The organism is Micromonospora sp. NPDC003816 (assembly GCF_042874705.1).
Taxonomy (GTDB): Bacteria; Actinomycetota; Actinomycetes; order Mycobacteriales; family Micromonosporaceae; genus Micromonospora.
On record NZ_JBIANP010000003.1, the window covers coordinates 590,896 to 607,188 of the forward strand.

The following is a 16,293-nucleotide window of genomic DNA, read 5'->3' on the forward strand; positions in this document are numbered from 1 at the left end:
ATCAACCGAGCGGGGCGCGCGTCACGACCAGGGCGTCCGGCATCCGGAAGGTGAGGTTGTCCGGGTAGCGGGGTGCGCGGAGCACACGGACCCGGGCCAGCAGCGGCGCCACCTCGGTCACCACGGTCGCCGCCTCCATCCGGGCGAGTTGGTCGCCCACGCAGCGGTGTACGCCCGCGCCGAAGGCCAGGTGCCGGCGTGACCCGCGTTGCCCCGGCCGGAACCCGTCCGGTGACTCGACGACCGCCGGGTCGCGTCCGGCACCAGCCAGCCAGAGCACGATGCTGGTGCCCGCCGCCACCGCCGTCCCGCCCAGCGTGGTGTCCACGGCGGCGACCCGCCGCCAGGTGACGATCGGCGGTTCCCGTCGCAGCCCCTCCTCGACGACGTCGGTGACCGCCACCGTGCCGTCGCGCAGCCCGGCGAGCACGGTCGGTTCCCCGATCAGCCGGTGCATCAGCAGAGTGAGGAACTGCGAGGTGGTCTCCTGGCCGGCGACCAGCAGGAAGAACAGTGCGCCGACCACCACGTCGGGCGGGTGCCCGGCGTCCCGCAACGACGCGGCGAGCCCGCCGCCGGTGACCGCGAACTCGCGCAGCACCCGGTGGAAGCGACCCACCTCGGTGGCGAGGGCCTGCTGCCGGTCGGCGTCCAGGGGTGCCCAGAACAGTTCCAGCGCGGCGCGGGCGAACTCCTTCACCGCCGCCACCGGCGCGTCGGGCAACTCGACCAGCCGGGCCAGGACCAGCAGCGGCAGGTCGGCGGCGAGCGCGGCGTGCAGGTCGACGGGCACGCCCTCGTCGAGCGTCGCGTCCAGACCGGCCACCCGTCGGCGGACCAGCGCGGCGAGCCAGTCCCGCTGCTCGGCCACCCGCCTCGGGTGCAGCGCGTCGGCGACCAGCGCGCGGATCCCCGGGTGGTCGGCCCCGCCGTTGTTGGCCAGCGTGGGCGGCAACCGGAACCGGTGCGCGGCGAGGACGCGCAGCGCGGCCACCGGGATCGGGGTCACCGCGTCCAGGGCGTTGTCCGGGCGGTACGTCACCGGGTCGGTCAGCACCTGCCGCACCAGCGCGTGCCGGGTCACCAGCAGATGGGCGACACCCACGTGGTCGACGACCCGGACCGGGTCGACACCCGCCCCCGCACCGGCTCCGGCGGACCCGGCTCCCCGGGCATCGGCCATGGCGGCACCGGCCCCGGCGCTCGCGGTCGCCTCCGGGGCCTGCTCCCAGGCGCGGAACAGCACCGCGTCACGCTAGCGGGCCGCCGACGGCCGTCCCGCGCGTAGCCGCCACACCGTGGTGCGCTTCACCCGTACGCTCTCCAGCGCCTCGCTGACCGGCACGTCGTAGGCGGCCAGCTCGTCGAAGCGGTCCCGGGGCAGGAAGGCGCGTCCGGGATCGCCGACCAGCACGGTGGCCCCGGACCGGGCGGCGCGCAGCAGGAACCGCAGGACCCGGTTGGCCATCGCCTCGCTGTAGAACACGTCGCCGGCGAGCACCACCTCGGCGTCCCCGGCGTCCCGATCGAGGACGTCGCCGAGTTCGGCGTCGACGCGTACCCCGTTGGCCTCGGCGTTGAGCGCGACCGCCGCGACGGCCAGCTCGTCGACCTCCACCGCGCGCACGGCGGCGGCACCGGCCCTGGCGGCGGCGATCGCCACCAGGCCGGAGCCGGAGGCGAAGTCGAGGATCCGCCGGCCGGCGACGAGGTCCGGGTGGTCGGTGACGTACCGGGCGAGGCCCTGGCCGCCCGCCCAGGCGAAGGCCCAGAACGGCGGCGGCCGGTCGCTGCGGAACTCACCCTCGGTCAGCTCCCAGAGGCCGATCGGCTCGTCCGCCTGGTGCAGCCGTACCTCGGGGACGAAGGCGACGGGACCGAGCCGGGCGTGCAACTGGACGAAGGCGGCGGAGAGAGCGGACACCCGGTGATTGTCCATCGTGACCCTGTTCGGCGTGTCGCGGGTGTCGCGTGACCGGTTCAATACCGTACGTGAAAAGGGGCATCTTGCTTCACACCACGTGCGAACACGCCCGTCTACCGGCTGGCGCCCGGCCCTCATAGCGTGGCCGATGGAGGCGACCAACAGGAGGACAGATCGTGAGAAGGCTGTGGCGGAACACGCTACGGATCGGGGTGGTACTGGCCTGCGTCACCGGTGTGCACCTGGCCATGTCCGCGCCGGCACAGGCGGCGTTCGCCACCGAACTCAGCGGCCTGCCGGACCGGTTCACCGCCGGAGGGCGGGTGGAGACGGTCTCCGCCGTGGTGTCCCGCTCCGACCAGGGCGGCTGCATCAAGGTGCGTTGGTCGATGGTGGTCGGTGTGCAGGGCGTACGGCTGGACCAGGTGCGGATCGACCGGATCGAGGAGAACGGTTCGTTCCCGGTGCAGGTGCGGACCGAGGGCAACGCGGCCCGGTTGACCGACCGGCAACTCGACCCGGGCACGCTCTGCCCGGGGCGTACGGTGACCGCCCAGTACCGGATCGCGTTCGCCCGGAACGCCGACCAGGGGCAGGTCCAGCTCGCCGTCGAGGCGTACGACCAGAACCTGCAGTTGCTGTCCCGTCAGACCGCGACCCGCGACGTGGTCGGTGGCCAGGGGGCGGCCCGGCCGACGGCGGCGCCGAACCCGACCGGGGCGACGCCGTCGGAGTCGCCTCGGGAACTGGAGCCGCAGCCGACGGAGGACCCGCCGGAGGAGGGACCGGGGGAGAGGGTCGATGCCGGTGCCGCCGGTGGCGGAGCCGCCGCGCCGGACGCCGGAGCCGCCGGCAACGTCTCGCAGACCGGGGCGGGGCTCGGCCTGACCGAGGTCGCCTTCCTGCTCGGTGGGCTGCTGCTGTTCCTCGGCGTCGGCCTGCTGATGCGGCTGCGGCAGTTGACCAAGGATCCGGAACCGGTACCCGCCGACGGCGTCTCGGTGAGCGCCGCGGACCGCTGGGAGCGGCAACCCGGGCCGCGCCAGCGCTGGCGGACGGTACCCCGTGACGGTGGTCGGCTGGGCTGACCGCTCGCGTACTTCACACACCGGGGGTGCGGCCGGCGCGGGATCTCCCGCGCCGGCCGCCGTACTCGTCACGCCGTGCGGCGGGCGGTTACGGTGCCCAGCCGGGATCGCGGCCGAACGCGCCGATCAGCCGGTCCTGCTCGTCGGCCTGCGGTGAGACGTCGACCTGGTCGTGCACCAGCCCGTTGCTCCGGTAGTCACCGACGGCGCGGCGGAACCACCGGGCGCACTCGGCGACCGCGTCGGCGTCCATCCTCGGGTCGACGCCGATCGCCACGGCCAGGTCCCACCCGTGGACGAGATGCTCGGCGAGCAGTTGGTGCAGGTACTCCTCGGCGGGCGTGTCGCCGGCCGAGAGGTGTACGGTGCGGTGCAGCGCGCCGGGGGAGGCGGCGGCCAACTCGGCCTGTGCCGCCGCGTCACGCGCCGCCACGACCGGATCGTCACCGAGCTGGTCGCCGTCGTACCGGTCGCCGACCTGCGCGATGGTCCGGCCGGCGAGCAGCGCGACACTCCAGCGCTGTTCACCGACGACGTGGTTGACCAGGGTGCGGACGTCCCACCCCGGGCACGGGGTCACCGCCGACCACTGCCCACCGCCGACCTGTTCCACCCGGTCGGTGAACTCCACCAGACTGCGTCGGTACACCTCGAGCAGATCCATGGCGTCATTGTCGTCGTCGCCGACCGCCTCCGACGGCGGTTCGCCAGGGTGCCGGAGACGGCCTGGTGGTCGGTGCGGTGCGGGCTCAGTCGAGCTGCGCCGGATCGAGGCCCAGTTCCCGGGCGGTCACCAGGCGTACCCACTCGGCGAACTGCCGTCGGGAGATCACCCGGTCGTGCACCGCGAGCTGGACCGCCAGGCCGTCCATGACCGCGCTGATCCGCCAGGCCGCGCCCGCCGGGTCGGTGCACTCGAAGACACCCTCGCGGACCCCGTCGGAGATCACCGTCGCGAGGTCCTGCCGCCACCGCAGGTCCAACTTGCGGGAGACCTTCTCCAACTCCGGGGTACGCAGCGACTCCGACCAGCCGTCGATCCACATGGACCAGGAGGTGGGTCGACCGGCAGGAGTGTAGAGCCGGAGGATGCGGCGGAGCTTGGTCAGCGGCGGGGCACTGGACCGGGTCACCGTGTCCAGCCGGGCCAGATCCTGTTCGACCGCGTACGCGAAGGCCTGCGCGAGCAGGCGTTCCTTGGTGGCGAAATGGTAGAAGACCAGGGCCTGGCTCACCCCGGCGGCCTGCGCCACGTCCGCCGTGCGGGTGTTCGCCAGCCCCCGCTGCACGATCACGTCACAAGCGGTGCGCAGCAGGGCATCCAGGCGGATCTCGGCCGCACGTCTCGTCACGTCCGTCACCGTAGCCCATCAAGACGGACACGGCGTGTCACCAAACCCCTGGTGATCCGGCTTGCGACAGTCGGAACCCGGACACTCGCGACGTCCGTCCCGGGCCGTCTACCGAGCTGCGGTCCTGCTCTTGCGCGGCCCTCCACCGTTGGCCGCGATCAGGAGCAACCGGTGCAGGCTCCTAGGAAGCTCGCGGGGCGCGGTCTGTCGCACGGCGGAACCGGGCGCGCCGGGTGGGGCCCGATTTGGCAACCGTTCCACCGCTCGGCTAAAGTTCTCATCCGTCACCGGAAAACCGGAGACGTGCGGACGTAGCGCAGCTGGTAGCGCATCACCTTGCCAAGGTGAGGGTCGCGGGTTCGAATCCCGTCGTCCGCTCGGAGCTGCCGCCACGCGTGACGGGGGCAACCTCGGTGGGGTGGCCGAGAGGCGAGGCAACGGCCTGCAAAGCCGTGTACGCGGGTTCAAATCCCGTCCCCACCTCGGTGTAACAACAGCACGGGCGATTGGCGCAGTGGGAGCGCGCTTCCTTGACACGGAAGAGGTCACTGGTTCAAACCCAGTATCGCCCACCATCGATCGCAGTTCGAGCGGCCCGCTATCAGATCCTGATAGCGGGCCGATTCGTCTTCGGGTGACCGGCTGGCCCCGTCATCCCCCCGTGGTCGTGTCGCGTCCCCGCCCGCCGGGAGGCATCCGGGCGCGGGGGCGGTGCGGCGCGGGGGACGGTGCGGTGGGGGCGTGCCCGCCGGGGGTGGTACGCAGCACGGATGCGGTCGCGGTGGGAAAAGCGAGCCCAGGAAATGCGAGCCACATTCTCGGTGTTCAATTCGTGGTCAGGTTCGGGCGTGACGGTCGGCTAATATGCACCGATGCGCGTCGCTTCGCGGTCCATTCCGTTCGGGTGCATTCGCCATGTTTCCAGTTGATCTGCCAACTGTCTGGGCCGGACGGGAAAAGGAACTGGCCGTGTTGCACGCCGCCGCCGAGGCCGCCGGCCAGGGCCGTGGGTCGGTGCTGTGGGTGGAGGGCGAGGCGGGCATCGGTAAGTCTGCCCTGGTCGCAGCCGGTCTGACTGCCCGGGAGGGCGGCAGCCGTGAGGTGCTGTGGGGGACTGCCGACCAGTTGTCCCACCGCTTTCCGTTGCGGGTGATGCTGGACTGTCTCCAGGTCCGGCCGCGTTCGCCGGATCCGCGCCGGGCACGCATCGCCGTGTTCCTGCGGGACCGTCGGCCAGGGCTTTTCGCTGCCGACGACATCGCCGGTACGGCGACGGAAATGCTCGTGTCGCTGGTCGACGAGTTGTGTGCGGACGGCCCGACGGTGCTCGTCCTCGACGACCTGCAATGGGCCGACGAGGCGTCGTTGATGCTGTGGCACCGGCTCGCCCTCGCGGTCGAGGAGCTTCCGCTGCTGTTGGTCAGCGCCACCCGTCCGGTGCCGACCCGGCAGGACGTCCAGACGTTGCGGGCCGCCACCCTGCGCCGGGGCGGCACGCTGCTGGCGCTCGGCGCGCTCAGCCCGGACGACGTCCGCACGATGACCACCGGGGTCCTCGGCGCGCCACCCGGACCGGGCCTGGACCGTCTGCTCGGGCGGGCCATGGGCAATCCGCTCTATCTGCGTGAACTGCTCGACGCCCTGGCGCGGGAGCAGACCGCCGGTGCGGTGCCGAGCGGCGGTGAACTCTCCGACGACGCCCTCGACCGGGTGCCCGCCTCCTTCGCGGCAGCGCTGACCGACCGGCTCAGCGTGGTGTCGGCGGCCACCGCCCAGATGTTGCGGACCGCATCGCTGCTCGGTGGCGAGTTCGCCGTCACCGACCTTGCCGCAGTGCTGCGCCGGACCGCGTCGGACCTGGCCGAAGGGCTGCAGAACGCGGTCACCGCCGGGATCGTCGTCGGCGTCGGCGACCAACTCGCCTTCCGGCATCCGCTGATCCGGCAGGCGCTCTACGACAGCATGCCGGCGGCGCTGCGTGCGGCGCTGCACTGCGAGGCGGCGCGGACGTTGGCGGGTGCCGGCGCCGAGCCGCTGCGGGTGGCCCAGCAACTGTTGGCGGCCGGGCACACCGGTGACGAGTGGACCCGTACGTGGGTGGTCGAGGCGGCACCGGCGTTGGCGGCCCGTGCCCCGGACATCGCGGTGGAGTTGCTGCACCGCGAGTTGTCGGTGAGCCCGCTCGACCGGGCCGACCAGGCGGTGCTCTCGGTGGAACTGGCCCGGGTGCTGCTCGACGCCGGGCGTCACTCCGAGGCCGCCGCCCGGGCGCGGGCGGCGTTGACGCTGCCGACCGCGCCGGGACAACAGGCCGAGATGTCCTCGATCCTGGCCCGCACGCTGTTCGGCCAGGGGCGCAACGAGGAGGCGCTGGACGTGCTGGGTGCGGCGCTGCGGCGGCCGGCCGTACCGGCGGTGTGGCAGGCCCGCCTGCTGGCCTCGCTGTCGATGGTCAACCGGGCGAGCAACGGCGACCTGGGTACGGCGGACAGCACCGCCCGGGAGGCGTTGCGGGTGGGGGAGGAGGCCGGGGACGCCTTCGCCGTCGCGTACGCGTTGACCGACCTGTGGCTGACCCACTCGGTCCGCCGCGACCACGTCGCCGCCCTCGACTACGCGGACCGGGCGCTGGCCGTGCTGGGCGACGCACCCGAGTACGCCGACCTGCGGACGTTCGCCTTCGACGGCCGGATCTTCAGTCTGCAGAACCTCGACCGGTGGCCGGCGGCGCAGGAGACCCTGTGCCGGGCACGCGACCTGGGTCAGCGCGACGGCGGGCCCGGTCGGGGCGTCTCGACGCTCACTGCCGCCGTGCTGCTGTACTGGCTCGGTCGCTGGGACGACGCGCTCGCCGAACTCGACGGCCTCGAACGGGACAGCACGGCGATCACGTACTCCGGGCTGCGGGAGCGCGGGCCGGCGTTGCTCTGGCACGGCGTCGCCGCGGTGATCGCCGGGCGTCGCGGGAACACCGCCGTCGCGACCGCGCACCTACGCGCCGGTCTGGAGCTTCCCGTGCGTACCGTCGCCGACCGGGAGAATCGCGACTTCCTGCTGGCCGCGCGGTCGCTCGCCGCCGAGCAGGCCGGGGATCCGGCGCGGGCGCTGGCGGAGCTGTCGGTGGTCCTGGACCGTGGGCCCGGTGAGATGACCCTGCTCCACCAGTGGACGCCCGAGCTGGTGCGGCTCGCGGTGGCGGCCGACGACGCGGCGGCGGCCCGGGCGGCGGTGGAGGCGTGCCGGGCCGAGACCGCGGCGGAGTCCCGGCCGGGTCGGGCCGCGGCGGCGTTGCGCCGGTGTCAGGGGCTGCACGAGGACGATCCGGCACCGCTGCGCGAGGCGGTCGCGTACTACCGGTCGGTCGGGTCCCCGGTCGAGTTGACCGGCACGCTGGAGGACCTGGCGGCGGTACTCGCCCGGCGCGGCTCGGCGGCCGAGGCGAGGACGCTGCTGGGCGAGGCGGTCGACGGGTACGACGGCCTCGGCGCGGTCTGGGACGTGCGCCGGGCCGAGCGGCGGCTGCGGCGTCTCGGTGTCCGTCGGGGTGTCCGGGGTCCCCGGCCGGCCCGCGCGCAGGTCGGCTGGGAGGCGCTCACCCCGACCGAGGCGCGGGTGACCGCGCTGGTGGCGGAGGGGCGGTCCACACCGGACATCGCCCGGGAGATGTACCTGTCACGGCGTACCGTGCAGACCCACATCTCGCATGTCCTCGGCAAACTCGGCGTGCGGAGCCGGGTCGAGATCGCCCGCGAGGCGCTGCGCCGGGAGGCGGTCTCCGGCGCCGAGTCCTGACCCTGTGACGCCGCCGAGATCGGTATGCGTCAACTGACTGATGTCTACGCGCGGTGATCGGCGCAGCATCTGTGGTGGGCACGGCGACCGATGGGGGACGGAGGAGTTCCGGAAGATGAGGTATTCGAGCCATCAGCCGCTCCGGGGACGGGCGGTCGAGGAACCGGGGTCGACCGCTGCGCAGCCGTCGGACGCCGCACCGCTCGTGGTCCGCTGTTTCGGCGGGTTCCATCTGGAGATCCCGGGGCGGCGGCTGGAGTGGACGACGGTACGGCCGAGGGTCCGCGCACTGCTGCGTTTCCTGGCCGCCCACGGTGGTCGGCCGGTACACCGGGAGACCATCCTGACGGCGCTCTGGCCGGAGCTGCCGGTCGGGTCCGGCATCCGCAACCTGCACGTCGGCGTCTCCACGTTGCGGGCGTTCCTCGAACCGGGCGTACGGCGCGGCGAGTCCCGGTTCGTGCGTCGGGACGGCGAGTCGTACCTGTTGGACCTGCCGCGCACCGCCCGCTGCGACGTGCGGTCGTTCGAGCACGCGGTGGCGGTGTGGCGTCGCGACGTGGGCGCGGGGCAGCGGGGCGTCGCGACGGCGGCCCTGCGGGAGGCCCTCGCCCAGTACACCGGTGACCTGCTGCCGGAGGACGGGCCGGCGGAGTGGGTGGTGGCCGACCGGGACCGCTACCGCACGTTGGCGGCGGAGGCGGCGGCGACACTCGCCGCGCGCGAACTGGAGGCGGGCGACCTCGCCGGGGCGGCTGCGGCGGCCCGACGCGGGCTGGAGATCGACGGGTTCCGGGACGACGCGTGGCGGGTGCTGGCCGAGGCGCACCAGCGCTCCGGGGACACGGCTGCGGCGGCGCGGACGCGCTGCGCGTACGACCGGGTGCTGCGCACGCTCGGGGTGCCCGAGTCGGCCCGCGCGGCCTGAGCCCCCGCGCGGCCTGAGCGCCGCACGGGCATCGGGTGCCGTGCGGGGCGACGCGGCACGCTCAGGGGCGGCGGAAGAACTCCACCTCGGCGATGGCGGTCCGACGGCCGGCGGCGCTGCCGTAGCTCTCCCGGACGGTGAGGCGTACCCGCACCACGTCGTCGACGACCTGGTGGAAGGTCTGCGGGCCGGCCTGGTCGCCGAGCTGGAGCGTCCGGGTCTCCGAGGTGCCGCCGCCGGTCCAGAGCGTCAGTTCCAGCACCGCCGGGCGGGCCTGCCGCAGGAACACGTCCCGTTGCGCCGAGACGCCGGAGTGCACGATCAGGTCGAGCAGCCGGAACGGGGAGGCGAAGGTGAGTTCCACGTACTCTCCGGCACCGGTGCCCTCGGCGGTGGGGGACCAGTAGCTGTTGCTGAGTCCGTCGACGACCGCCTCCGCCGGGTGACCGCCCGCCTGACTCGACGCCTGGACCGACACCGGGCTCACCGGCTGCGGGTCGGCGAGCCGGTCCCGTACGGCGTCGCCGGCCTGGGGACCGAAGCGTGTCACGCCGTACGCGAGCCCGGCGAGCAGGGCGACGACGAGCAGCAGGGCGGCGAGGCGGCGTACCAGACCCGCGACGCCGGAGCGGGGCCGGAACATCCAGTTCGCGGCCCGGATCACGGCTCGGCGCAGGCGGCGCCACCACGACTCCCGTCCGGACGGGCCGGTCCGGGCGTCGAGGGCGCTCCCGCACCGTCGGCAGAACCTGCGGCCCGGCGGGTTGCCGGTCCCGCAGACCGGGCAGACGACGTCGCCGGCATCGTCCTCGGTCGACGGTGGGCGTTCCCGGACGACGGGCCGGCGGGTCGACGGGCGGGCCGGCTGGACCGCCTCCACCACCTCCGCCGGGGCCTGCTCGGCCGCCGGGGCGGTCGCTGCCCACGCGTCCACCGTGGTCGCCGGGGCCGGCGCGCCGGCCGGGGTCCCCGGGGTCGTTCCGGCCGCCGGGGCGTCGTCGGCGCCGCTTCTGGGGGAACGGGTGTCGTCGGCGGTGGTCCCGGGGGAACGGGTGTGCGCGGTGGCGGTGTCGGCGGCCGGGGACTGCGCAGTGTCGGGGTCCGGTGCGTCGAACCACGGCGTCGGGTCGCCGGGGCCGTCACCGGTGCCCGGGTCGGGCGCGGTCGGGCCGGAACGGGGCGTGCTCGACGGCCGGACGGGCGGGGGCGCGTCCGCGGACTGTTCCCAGTCGAGGAACGATCCGCAGACCCCGCAGAAGGCGCTGCCGGGTTCGGCCGGTACGCACCGCTCACAGCGCTCCATCGTCGTCGCCTTCCGCCGGCTGCCCGTCGGCGACGACCCGGACCGTGCAGGGTACGTGCGCCGGCCGGTTCGCCTCCACCAGGGCGCGTAGCGCGTCCAGCGGCACCCGGTCCGGCTCGGCGACCCGCACCGTCACGGCCAGGGCGGGCGTCGCCGTACCCGGCAGCGGCCCACCGGATGTCGACGACCAGGCCGTGCCACCGTTCTCGGTGATCTCCGGCCGGACTCCGAAGACCATCTGCACCTGCTCCGCCAGGCCCTGCGCGGTGCCGCGTACCCGGTGTCGCGCCACCGCACCGGCGACCGCCTCACGGCGCTGCGTCAGCGTCCAGCCCGGTGCCGTCTCGGCCGCCACCCAACCGGCGAGCCAGTCGACGAAGTCGGCCGGAGCCAGCCGGGGGTCCAGATATGCGGCGAGGTTGTCCAGCGTCGCGTGCACCGGCGCCAGCACCTCGTCGAAGGCGGCGAGCAACCGACCGGCCACCTCGTCGGTGGCGTAGATCGCCGGCAGCCGTCGGCCGAACGGATGCGGTGTGCCGAGACCCGCCACCGTGCCGCGCATGGGACACCCCTCTCCGGTCCGGGCGGACCTAGCGTTCCTCGATCCGGACCTGGTGTTCGTAGGAGAAGGCCAACGCGTGCGGGTCGAGGTCGACCCGGGACGTGGCCGTGCCCCGTCGGCCGGTGAGCGGGTCGGCGGGGAAGAGCAGGACCTCCTCCAGCAACGCGACGCCGGGCAGCGGCTGGAGCACCCCGAAGAGTTCGCCGGCCTGCACCGGCCGCCCGAACGGCCAGCCCGTCCCGTCCGGCCCGCCGCGCAGCGGGTTGAGGTAGCCGTAGAGCGCGTCGAGCACCGCCGTCCGGATGCGCCCGGCCGTCGCACCGGGCCGGGCGGTCAACCGGACCGCCACGGTGACGCCCTGGTAGAAGGGCGGTTCCACGCTGAGCCGTACGCCGATGGGCCGCCGCGCGTCCAGGTGTGCGGCGATGGTGGCGAGCATGTCGTCGGGCGGGATCAGCTGCTCGAAGCGAAGCTGCTCACCGGCGTCCGCGACCGCCTCCGGCACCACCAGCAGGCGTACGCCGCCGGAGTCGGCGCCGTCCCCGGCGGGCAGGCAGCGGATCCGGGCGGCGGCCGGCACGGCCTGCCCGGCGATCAGCTCGTAGTCCCGGGCGGTGACGGCCCGGTCCTGTGCCCGCAACTGCACCGGGCCCCGCTGCCGGGCACTCTGCACCGACTCGCCGTCCACCCCGCCGAGAGCGGCCTCCCGGTTCTCCACCCGGCTGACGTACGGCACCGAGCTGCGCAGCATCGAGATCGCGCCCCGGGCCACGTTCCCGCGCCGCCCACCGCCGGTGCGGTAGCGCCGGACCCGCAGCCGGGCGCCGTTGGGCGGCACCGCGCCGTAGCGGCGCAGCGTTCCGTCGGGTTCCCGGACCGCCGGCCCGAACGCCACCTCGCCGGTGGTCCGGTCCACGGTCACGCAGCGGTCGTCCGGACCGGTGGCGCCGAACGCGTCCACCTCGGTCCACTCCTGCCAGCCGGTGCCGTCGGAGACCTCGACCACGAACGGCTCGTCGTCGGGGAGCACCGGCGGGCGGGCCACCCGCAGGTGCAGCCCCGGCACCCCCTCGGACTCGCCGAGGAACTCACCCACCACCGTCTCGGCGTGCACCGCCTCGACGGTGCCGCCGATGGTGAAGGCCGTCGCGGCCCGGATCGTCGGGGACGCCGAGTAGAACGGCTGGCCGGGTTCGGCGGCGACCAGCCGGCACCGCAGCCAGCCGGCCCGCTGGCCGCCGACGGTGGAGGCGGTGTGTCCGGCGGGTACGTGCAGCACCACGTCTCCGGGCCGGTTGAGTCCACCGGTGGAGTCGCTGTCCACCTCGCACTCCGTCCAGCGCGCGCCGTCCCAGGCCTCCCAGCGCACGGGCGGCTGCCGGGGGTCGACGCCGATCCCCTCGACCCGGCTCTCCAGCCGCAGCACCACCGTGCAGGACGGGACCGCCGCGTCCAGGCCGAACAGCACCGCGTCGCCGGCCGTGGGCGGGGTGCCGAAGCAGGCCACGTCCCGGCCGTCGCGTACCTGCTCGGTGCGGTCGGCGGCCTTGCCGTCGGCGGGGTGGACGCGCAGGTGGGCCAGCTCGCACGGCACGATCGCCAGGTCGGTGACGGTGGCGAAGACGATGGCCTCCTCCGTCTCGGTGCGGATCGTGCCGGCCTCGGTCCCGGCCCGCAGCAGCACCGTCTCGGCCTGCGGGGCGGCGAGCCAGAAGGAGAGCGCGGCCCGGGCCGCGGTCGGCGGGAAGAGGCGTACGCCGATCAGGTCGAGGAAGGCCAGGTAGTTCTTCTCCGGCACCCGGTTCAACCGGTACAGCAGCTCGTCGGTCATCTGCGCGAACGCCTCGACCAGCGTGACCCCCGGATCGGAGACGTTGTGGTCGGTCCACTCCGGGCAGCGCTGCTGGATGAAGCGTTTGGCGTCGTCCACGAGGTGCTGGAAACGCCGGTCGTCGAGGTGGGGTGCGGGCAGGACCATCAGTACGTCGCCTCCACCTCGGCCCCGTCGTGCGACGGGATCACGTAGAACGGGAAGACCAGGTTGCGGGGATCGTTGGTCCCGCGCAGCACGTACCGCAGGTCGATGTAGAGGGTGCCGGCGGTCACCTCGTCGAAGCCCACGAGGACGTCGGTGACCTCGATCCGGGGCTCCCAGCGGTCGAGTGCGGCGCGTACCTCGAAGGCGACCTGCCCGGCGGTGTTCTCGTCGGCCGGCGCGAAGACGTAGTCGTGGATGGCGCAGCCGAACTCGGGGCGCATGGGTCGCTCGCCGGGGGCGGTGCCGAGGATGAGCCGGATCGCCTCGACGATCTCCCGCTCCCGGTTGACCAGTGCGATCCCGCCACCGGCGTCGAACCGGAGCGGGAACGCCCACCCGGCGCCGATGAACTGCTCCGCCACCTCGCTCAGCCCCCGATCGTGACGTTCGGGGCACCGGTCAGGATCGTCGCCGAGCAGGTGGTGCGGTCGCCGACCCGGGCGGCGGGGAAGCCACCGATCAGCACCAGCCCGCCCGCCCGTGGCGGGCTGGGCATCACCACGTTGCCCGGGCCGAGGACCAGGTGCGGTGGCGGGACCGGGCAGGTGCACACGGTGCCGACCACCGCCGCCGGTCGGCCACCGATGAGCACGCTGGCCACGCCGAGCAGGGGACCGGGCGTCGGCGGTGGCACCCCGGGCAGACCTGCGGCGGGCGGGCCGACGCTTCCGGTGGGTACGCCGTGGCCGATCCTGTCCCCGACGCGGGCTGCTGCTGGCATCGCGTTTCCCTCCTCAGTTGATCCGGACGATCTGGCCGGAGATCGACACGCTGCCACCGGTGAGTTTCAGCTCGCCGCCGCCGGCGTCCACCGACACGCCCCGACCGGTGACCGAGACCGGCCCGCTCGACTCGACCGAGACACCCCCGGTGCCCCGGACGGTGAGGTCGGTCTTGGCCTCGATCACCACGCTGCCGTCGCTGCGGACGATCACCGAGGTGCCGGCCCGGTCCAGGTGCACCAGCAGGTTGTCGGTGCCGCTCTGGGTCCGTAGCCGGACCCCCTGGGCCGCTGCGGCGACGGTCGGCCCGTCGAGCAGTTCCACCCAGTTGCCGGTGGTCCGCCCGCCGGCCGCCCGGCCCTGACGGGAGGCGAACGAGAGCCGGTTCACCGCCCCGCTCGTCGGGTCGACGAGTGGCCCGTCGTGCGGCGACGGCTGGTCGACGCCGTTGTAGAGCCCACCGATGACGTACGGCCGGTCGAGTAGTCCCTGCTCGAACCCGACGAGCACCTCGTCGCCGACCTCGGGGCAGCAGACCCCGCCGCCGCCGGTCCCGCCCAGTTGCACCGTGCGGACCCAGTCGGTCTCGTACTCGTCGTCGAGCCAGGGGAAGCGCAGCTTGACCCAGCCCCGGTCCCGGCGTTCCGGGTGGTTGCGGTCACGGGTGGCGTTGGCGTCGGTGACCACGCCGATGGCCAGCCCCGGCATCCGTGACCGCAGCGCCGCCGGGGTGCCCCCGGTCAGGCCGCCGAGCGACCGGTCCTGGGCGCCGCTGACCGTCAGCCAGGTCTCGTAGAACCGCGCCGGTCCGAAGACGTGCCGGCTGGCGGTCACGGTGTACTTGCCGACGAAGGGCTTCCCGACGCCGCTGAGCGTGAACGGCACGCCGGTGCGCAGCAGCGGGTTGCCCCGGACCGCCACCTCGAGTTCGGCGAAGCCGGTCGCCACCTGGGCGGCCAGTGAGCGGGACACGGTGTCGACCTCGGCCGCCGTCTCGTACGGCACGTCGGCGACCAGCATCTCGGCGGTGCCGAACCCCTCCGCCACCTCGCCTGCGGTCACCGGCAGCCGCACCTCGTCGCTGTCGCGTACCCGGGTGCGGCCGATCACCGGCTGGCGGGTACGGCGGTCCCAGCCGCGTACCTCCACGTCGGTGAACTGGCCGACCGAGGTGACGGTGGCGTGCATGGTGAGCACGTTGCCGTTCACCTCCGCCACGAAGTCGCTGCGTTCGGCGGGTGTCTGCGGGCCGGGGGCGGAGGCGGCGCGGACCGGCCGGCGGAACTCGAACTCGCCGTCGACCATCGCCACCTCGGCGTCGTTGTCGGCGGCCAGCATCCGGAGGAACTCCCAGTCGCTGACGTTGGGCTGCGCCACCACCTCGTAGACCACGGTGGTGGGATCGATCCGGCCGATCGGCAGGCCGGCGAACCGGGCCAGCTCCCGGGCGATGTCGGACGCCTTCCGGTTGAGGTAGCGGGCCACCCGCCGGCCGCGCCGCAGCCGGTGTGACAGGTCCAGGGCCCGGATCGTGGTGTACGTGCCGGTGCCGTCGAACTCCGTCTCGACGGTGACCACCTCGCCGGTGAACAGCGCGGTCTCGCCGTTGCGGTCACCGGGCCGGACCGCCACGGTCACCTGCTGGCCGATCGTGATGCCGACCTTCTGCACCAGCAGCGAACCGGGGTCGCGGTAGCGCAGGGTGGCCACCGCCGGCATGTTGACGCCGTCCTCGACGCAGCCGTACGCCAACTCGTCCGGCCAGGGGTCGGGGAGTTCCGCCGAGGGCAGGCCGATTTTGAGGATGTTGGTGAGGGTTCCGGTGGGCACGGGCTACCTGCCTTCCGTCGCGGCGCCGGACCCGACGGGTGCCCGGGACAGCGCGGCGGGGACCTCGTCGGGGGCGGGCAACAGCAGCTCGGTGCCGGGCGGCAGCCGGCTCGGGTCGTCGATCTCGTTCGCCTCGGCGATCACCCGCCACACCGTCGGGTCCCCGTACTCGCGATGGGCCAGCAGCGGCAACGAGTCGCCGTCCACCACCCGGTGCACCCGGCGCGCCGACCGGGTGCCGGAGGTCGGGTTCTGGGCCGGCTTGCTGCCGCTGATCTCGGTCAGGTTCACCGCGCAGGTCGCCCGCAACGGGGTCCCGGAGCTGTCGAACAGCGTGTACGTGGCGGTGACCTGGCTGACGTACGAGTAGAACGAGACGGTCTGGAACTGACCCCAGGTGAACTTCACCCACGGTGGCGAGGGCGCCTTCGCCGCGATGCTGGCGGTCGTCGGCGTACAGCAGGAGAGCAGGCTCTCGACCCGCTGCTGCACCGTACGGCTGTGCGTGTCGGTCACGTCGAGGAAGACGGTCAGTGCGAGGCTGCGCGGCTCCGAGCCGGTGAACTCCGGGATGCCGACCTGCTCGGCGCCCCGGACCACGTGTGGGATCCAGGAGGCCGACTTGGTCAACGTCAGCTCGTTCGGGTTGAACATGAAGGTGATCGGGCCGCCGAGCGACCCGCCGGGGCGGTTACCGCCGCCCAGCGGTGGGTGGTAGCGCTGGAGGAACGCGGAGACCTTGCCGGTCGGCACG

Annotated in this window: 14 protein-coding genes and 3 tRNA genes; 6 read left to right on the plus strand and 11 right to left on the minus strand. The window is 73.8% G+C overall.

Annotated features, from left to right (window positions below):
- Position 1: 1 nt before the first annotated feature.
- Positions 2-1,183: a cytochrome P450 gene (locus tag ACFYTT_RS13560; protein WP_387259763.1), complete on the minus strand. Its 1,182-nt coding sequence runs from the start codon at positions 1,181-1,183 to the stop codon at positions 2-4.
- Between the two features lie 72 nt (positions 1,184-1,255).
- Positions 1,256-1,924 carry a methyltransferase gene (locus ACFYTT_RS13565; RefSeq protein WP_131057145.1) on the minus strand — a complete coding sequence of 223 codons (669 nt, stop codon included), beginning with the start codon at positions 1,922-1,924 and terminating at the stop codon, positions 1,256-1,258.
- Between the two features lie 176 nt (positions 1,925-2,100).
- Here ACFYTT_RS13565 and ACFYTT_RS13570 point away from each other — a divergent pair, with 176 nt between their 5' ends.
- Positions 2,101-3,012 (plus strand): hypothetical protein, encoded by a 912-nt coding sequence (locus ACFYTT_RS13570; RefSeq protein WP_176093111.1) that lies wholly within the window; start codon positions 2,101-2,103, stop codon positions 3,010-3,012.
- 88 nt (positions 3,013-3,100) lie between these two features.
- Here the strand turns inward: ACFYTT_RS13570 and ACFYTT_RS13575 are convergent, their stop codons facing one another.
- Both ACFYTT_RS13575 and ACFYTT_RS13580 read right to left on the minus strand, forming a co-directional pair.
- Positions 3,101-3,676 (minus strand): TIGR03086 family metal-binding protein, encoded by a 576-nt coding sequence (locus ACFYTT_RS13575; protein ID WP_131056439.1) that lies wholly within the window; start codon positions 3,674-3,676, stop codon positions 3,101-3,103.
- 85 nt (positions 3,677-3,761) lie between these two features.
- A complete protein-coding gene (locus ACFYTT_RS13580) occupies positions 3,762-4,364 on the minus strand; it encodes a TetR/AcrR family transcriptional regulator (protein WP_131056437.1) in 603 nt (200 codons plus the stop codon).
- A gap of 305 nt (positions 4,365-4,669) precedes the next feature.
- Between ACFYTT_RS13580 and ACFYTT_RS13585 the strand changes: the two genes are divergently transcribed.
- The 5 genes from ACFYTT_RS13585 (at position 4,670) to ACFYTT_RS13605 (ending at position 9,084) form a co-directional block, all read left to right on the plus strand.
- Positions 4,670-4,742, plus strand: a tRNA-Gly gene (locus ACFYTT_RS13585).
- A 34-nt stretch (positions 4,743-4,776) separates the two neighbouring features.
- Positions 4,777-4,847 (plus strand) — tRNA-Cys (locus tag ACFYTT_RS13590).
- Positions 4,848-4,864: 17 nt separating this feature from the next.
- Positions 4,865-4,939, plus strand: a tRNA-Val gene (locus ACFYTT_RS13595).
- Positions 4,940-5,279: 340 nt separating this feature from the next.
- A complete protein-coding gene (locus ACFYTT_RS13600; protein WP_387259206.1) occupies positions 5,280-8,156 on the plus strand; it encodes an ATP-binding protein in 2,877 nt (958 codons plus the stop codon).
- 115 nt (positions 8,157-8,271) lie between these two features.
- Complete coding sequence (locus ACFYTT_RS13605; RefSeq protein ID WP_161595076.1) at positions 8,272-9,084, plus strand: BTAD domain-containing putative transcriptional regulator; 813 nt, start codon at positions 8,272-8,274, stop codon at positions 9,082-9,084.
- A gap of 61 nt (positions 9,085-9,145) precedes the next feature.
- Here ACFYTT_RS13605 and ACFYTT_RS13610 read toward each other — a convergent pair whose 3' ends face one another.
- Genes ACFYTT_RS13610 through ACFYTT_RS13640 form a run of 7 tightly spaced genes read right to left on the minus strand, consistent with a single transcriptional unit; the run spans position 9,146 to position 16,292 of the window.
- Positions 9,146-10,387: an NADase-type glycan-binding domain-containing protein gene (locus ACFYTT_RS13610; protein ID WP_387259208.1), complete on the minus strand. Its 1,242-nt coding sequence runs from the start codon at positions 10,385-10,387 to the stop codon at positions 9,146-9,148.
- Entirely contained in the window at positions 10,374-10,949 is a 576-nt protein-coding gene (locus ACFYTT_RS13615; protein WP_387259211.1) for a phage tail protein, read from the minus strand. The genes ACFYTT_RS13610 and ACFYTT_RS13615 overlap by 14 nt, the downstream gene beginning before the upstream one ends.
- A gap of 28 nt (positions 10,950-10,977) precedes the next feature.
- Positions 10,978-12,927, minus strand: coding sequence for a putative baseplate assembly protein (locus ACFYTT_RS13620; RefSeq protein WP_387259214.1), 1,950 nt, complete (start codon positions 12,925-12,927; stop codon positions 10,978-10,980).
- On the minus strand, positions 12,927-13,349 hold the full coding sequence (locus ACFYTT_RS13625; RefSeq protein ID WP_176093116.1) for a GPW/gp25 family protein: 423 nt from the start codon (positions 13,347-13,349) through the stop codon (positions 12,927-12,929). The genes ACFYTT_RS13620 and ACFYTT_RS13625 overlap by 1 nt, the downstream gene beginning before the upstream one ends.
- Before the next feature lie 5 nt (positions 13,350-13,354).
- Complete coding sequence (locus ACFYTT_RS13630; RefSeq protein ID WP_387259217.1) at positions 13,355-13,708, minus strand: PAAR domain-containing protein; 354 nt, start codon at positions 13,706-13,708, stop codon at positions 13,355-13,357.
- 13 nt (positions 13,709-13,721) lie between these two features.
- Positions 13,722-15,539 (minus strand): VgrG-related protein, encoded by a 1,818-nt coding sequence (locus ACFYTT_RS13635; protein WP_176093118.1) that lies wholly within the window; start codon positions 15,537-15,539, stop codon positions 13,722-13,724.
- A gap of 3 nt (positions 15,540-15,542) precedes the next feature.
- A complete protein-coding gene (locus ACFYTT_RS13640) occupies positions 15,543-16,292 on the minus strand; it encodes a peptidase M23 (RefSeq protein ID WP_357212412.1) in 750 nt (249 codons plus the stop codon).
- Position 16,293: the final 1 nt, after the last annotated feature.

What these genes read in the sequence shown, in the direction of transcription:
- ACFYTT_RS13620 (WP_387259214.1), bottom strand. Translation starts at nt 12,927, where the DNA reads ATGGTCCTGCCCGCACCCCACCTCGACGACCGGCGTTTCCAGCACCTC.
- ACFYTT_RS13610 (WP_387259208.1), bottom strand. Translation starts at nt 10,387, where the DNA reads ATGGAGCGCTGTGAGCGGTGCGTACCGGCCGAACCCGGCAGCGCCTTC.
- ACFYTT_RS13605 (WP_161595076.1), top strand. Translation starts at nt 8,272, where the DNA reads ATGAGGTATTCGAGCCATCAGCCGCTCCGGGGACGGGCGGTCGAGGAA.
- ACFYTT_RS13600 (WP_387259206.1), top strand. Translation starts at nt 5,280, where the DNA reads ATGTTTCCAGTTGATCTGCCAACTGTCTGGGCCGGACGGGAAAAGGAA.
- ACFYTT_RS13575 (WP_131056439.1), bottom strand. Translation starts at nt 3,676, where the DNA reads ATGGATCTGCTCGAGGTGTACCGACGCAGTCTGGTGGAGTTCACCGAC.
- ACFYTT_RS13630 (WP_387259217.1), bottom strand. Translation starts at nt 13,708, where the DNA reads ATGCCAGCAGCAGCCCGCGTCGGGGACAGGATCGGCCACGGCGTACCC.
- ACFYTT_RS13560 (WP_387259763.1), bottom strand. Translation starts at nt 1,183, where the DNA reads ATGGCCGATGCCCGGGGAGCCGGGTCCGCCGGAGCCGGTGCGGGGGCG.
- ACFYTT_RS13615 (WP_387259211.1), bottom strand. Translation starts at nt 10,949, where the DNA reads ATGCGCGGCACGGTGGCGGGTCTCGGCACACCGCATCCGTTCGGCCGA.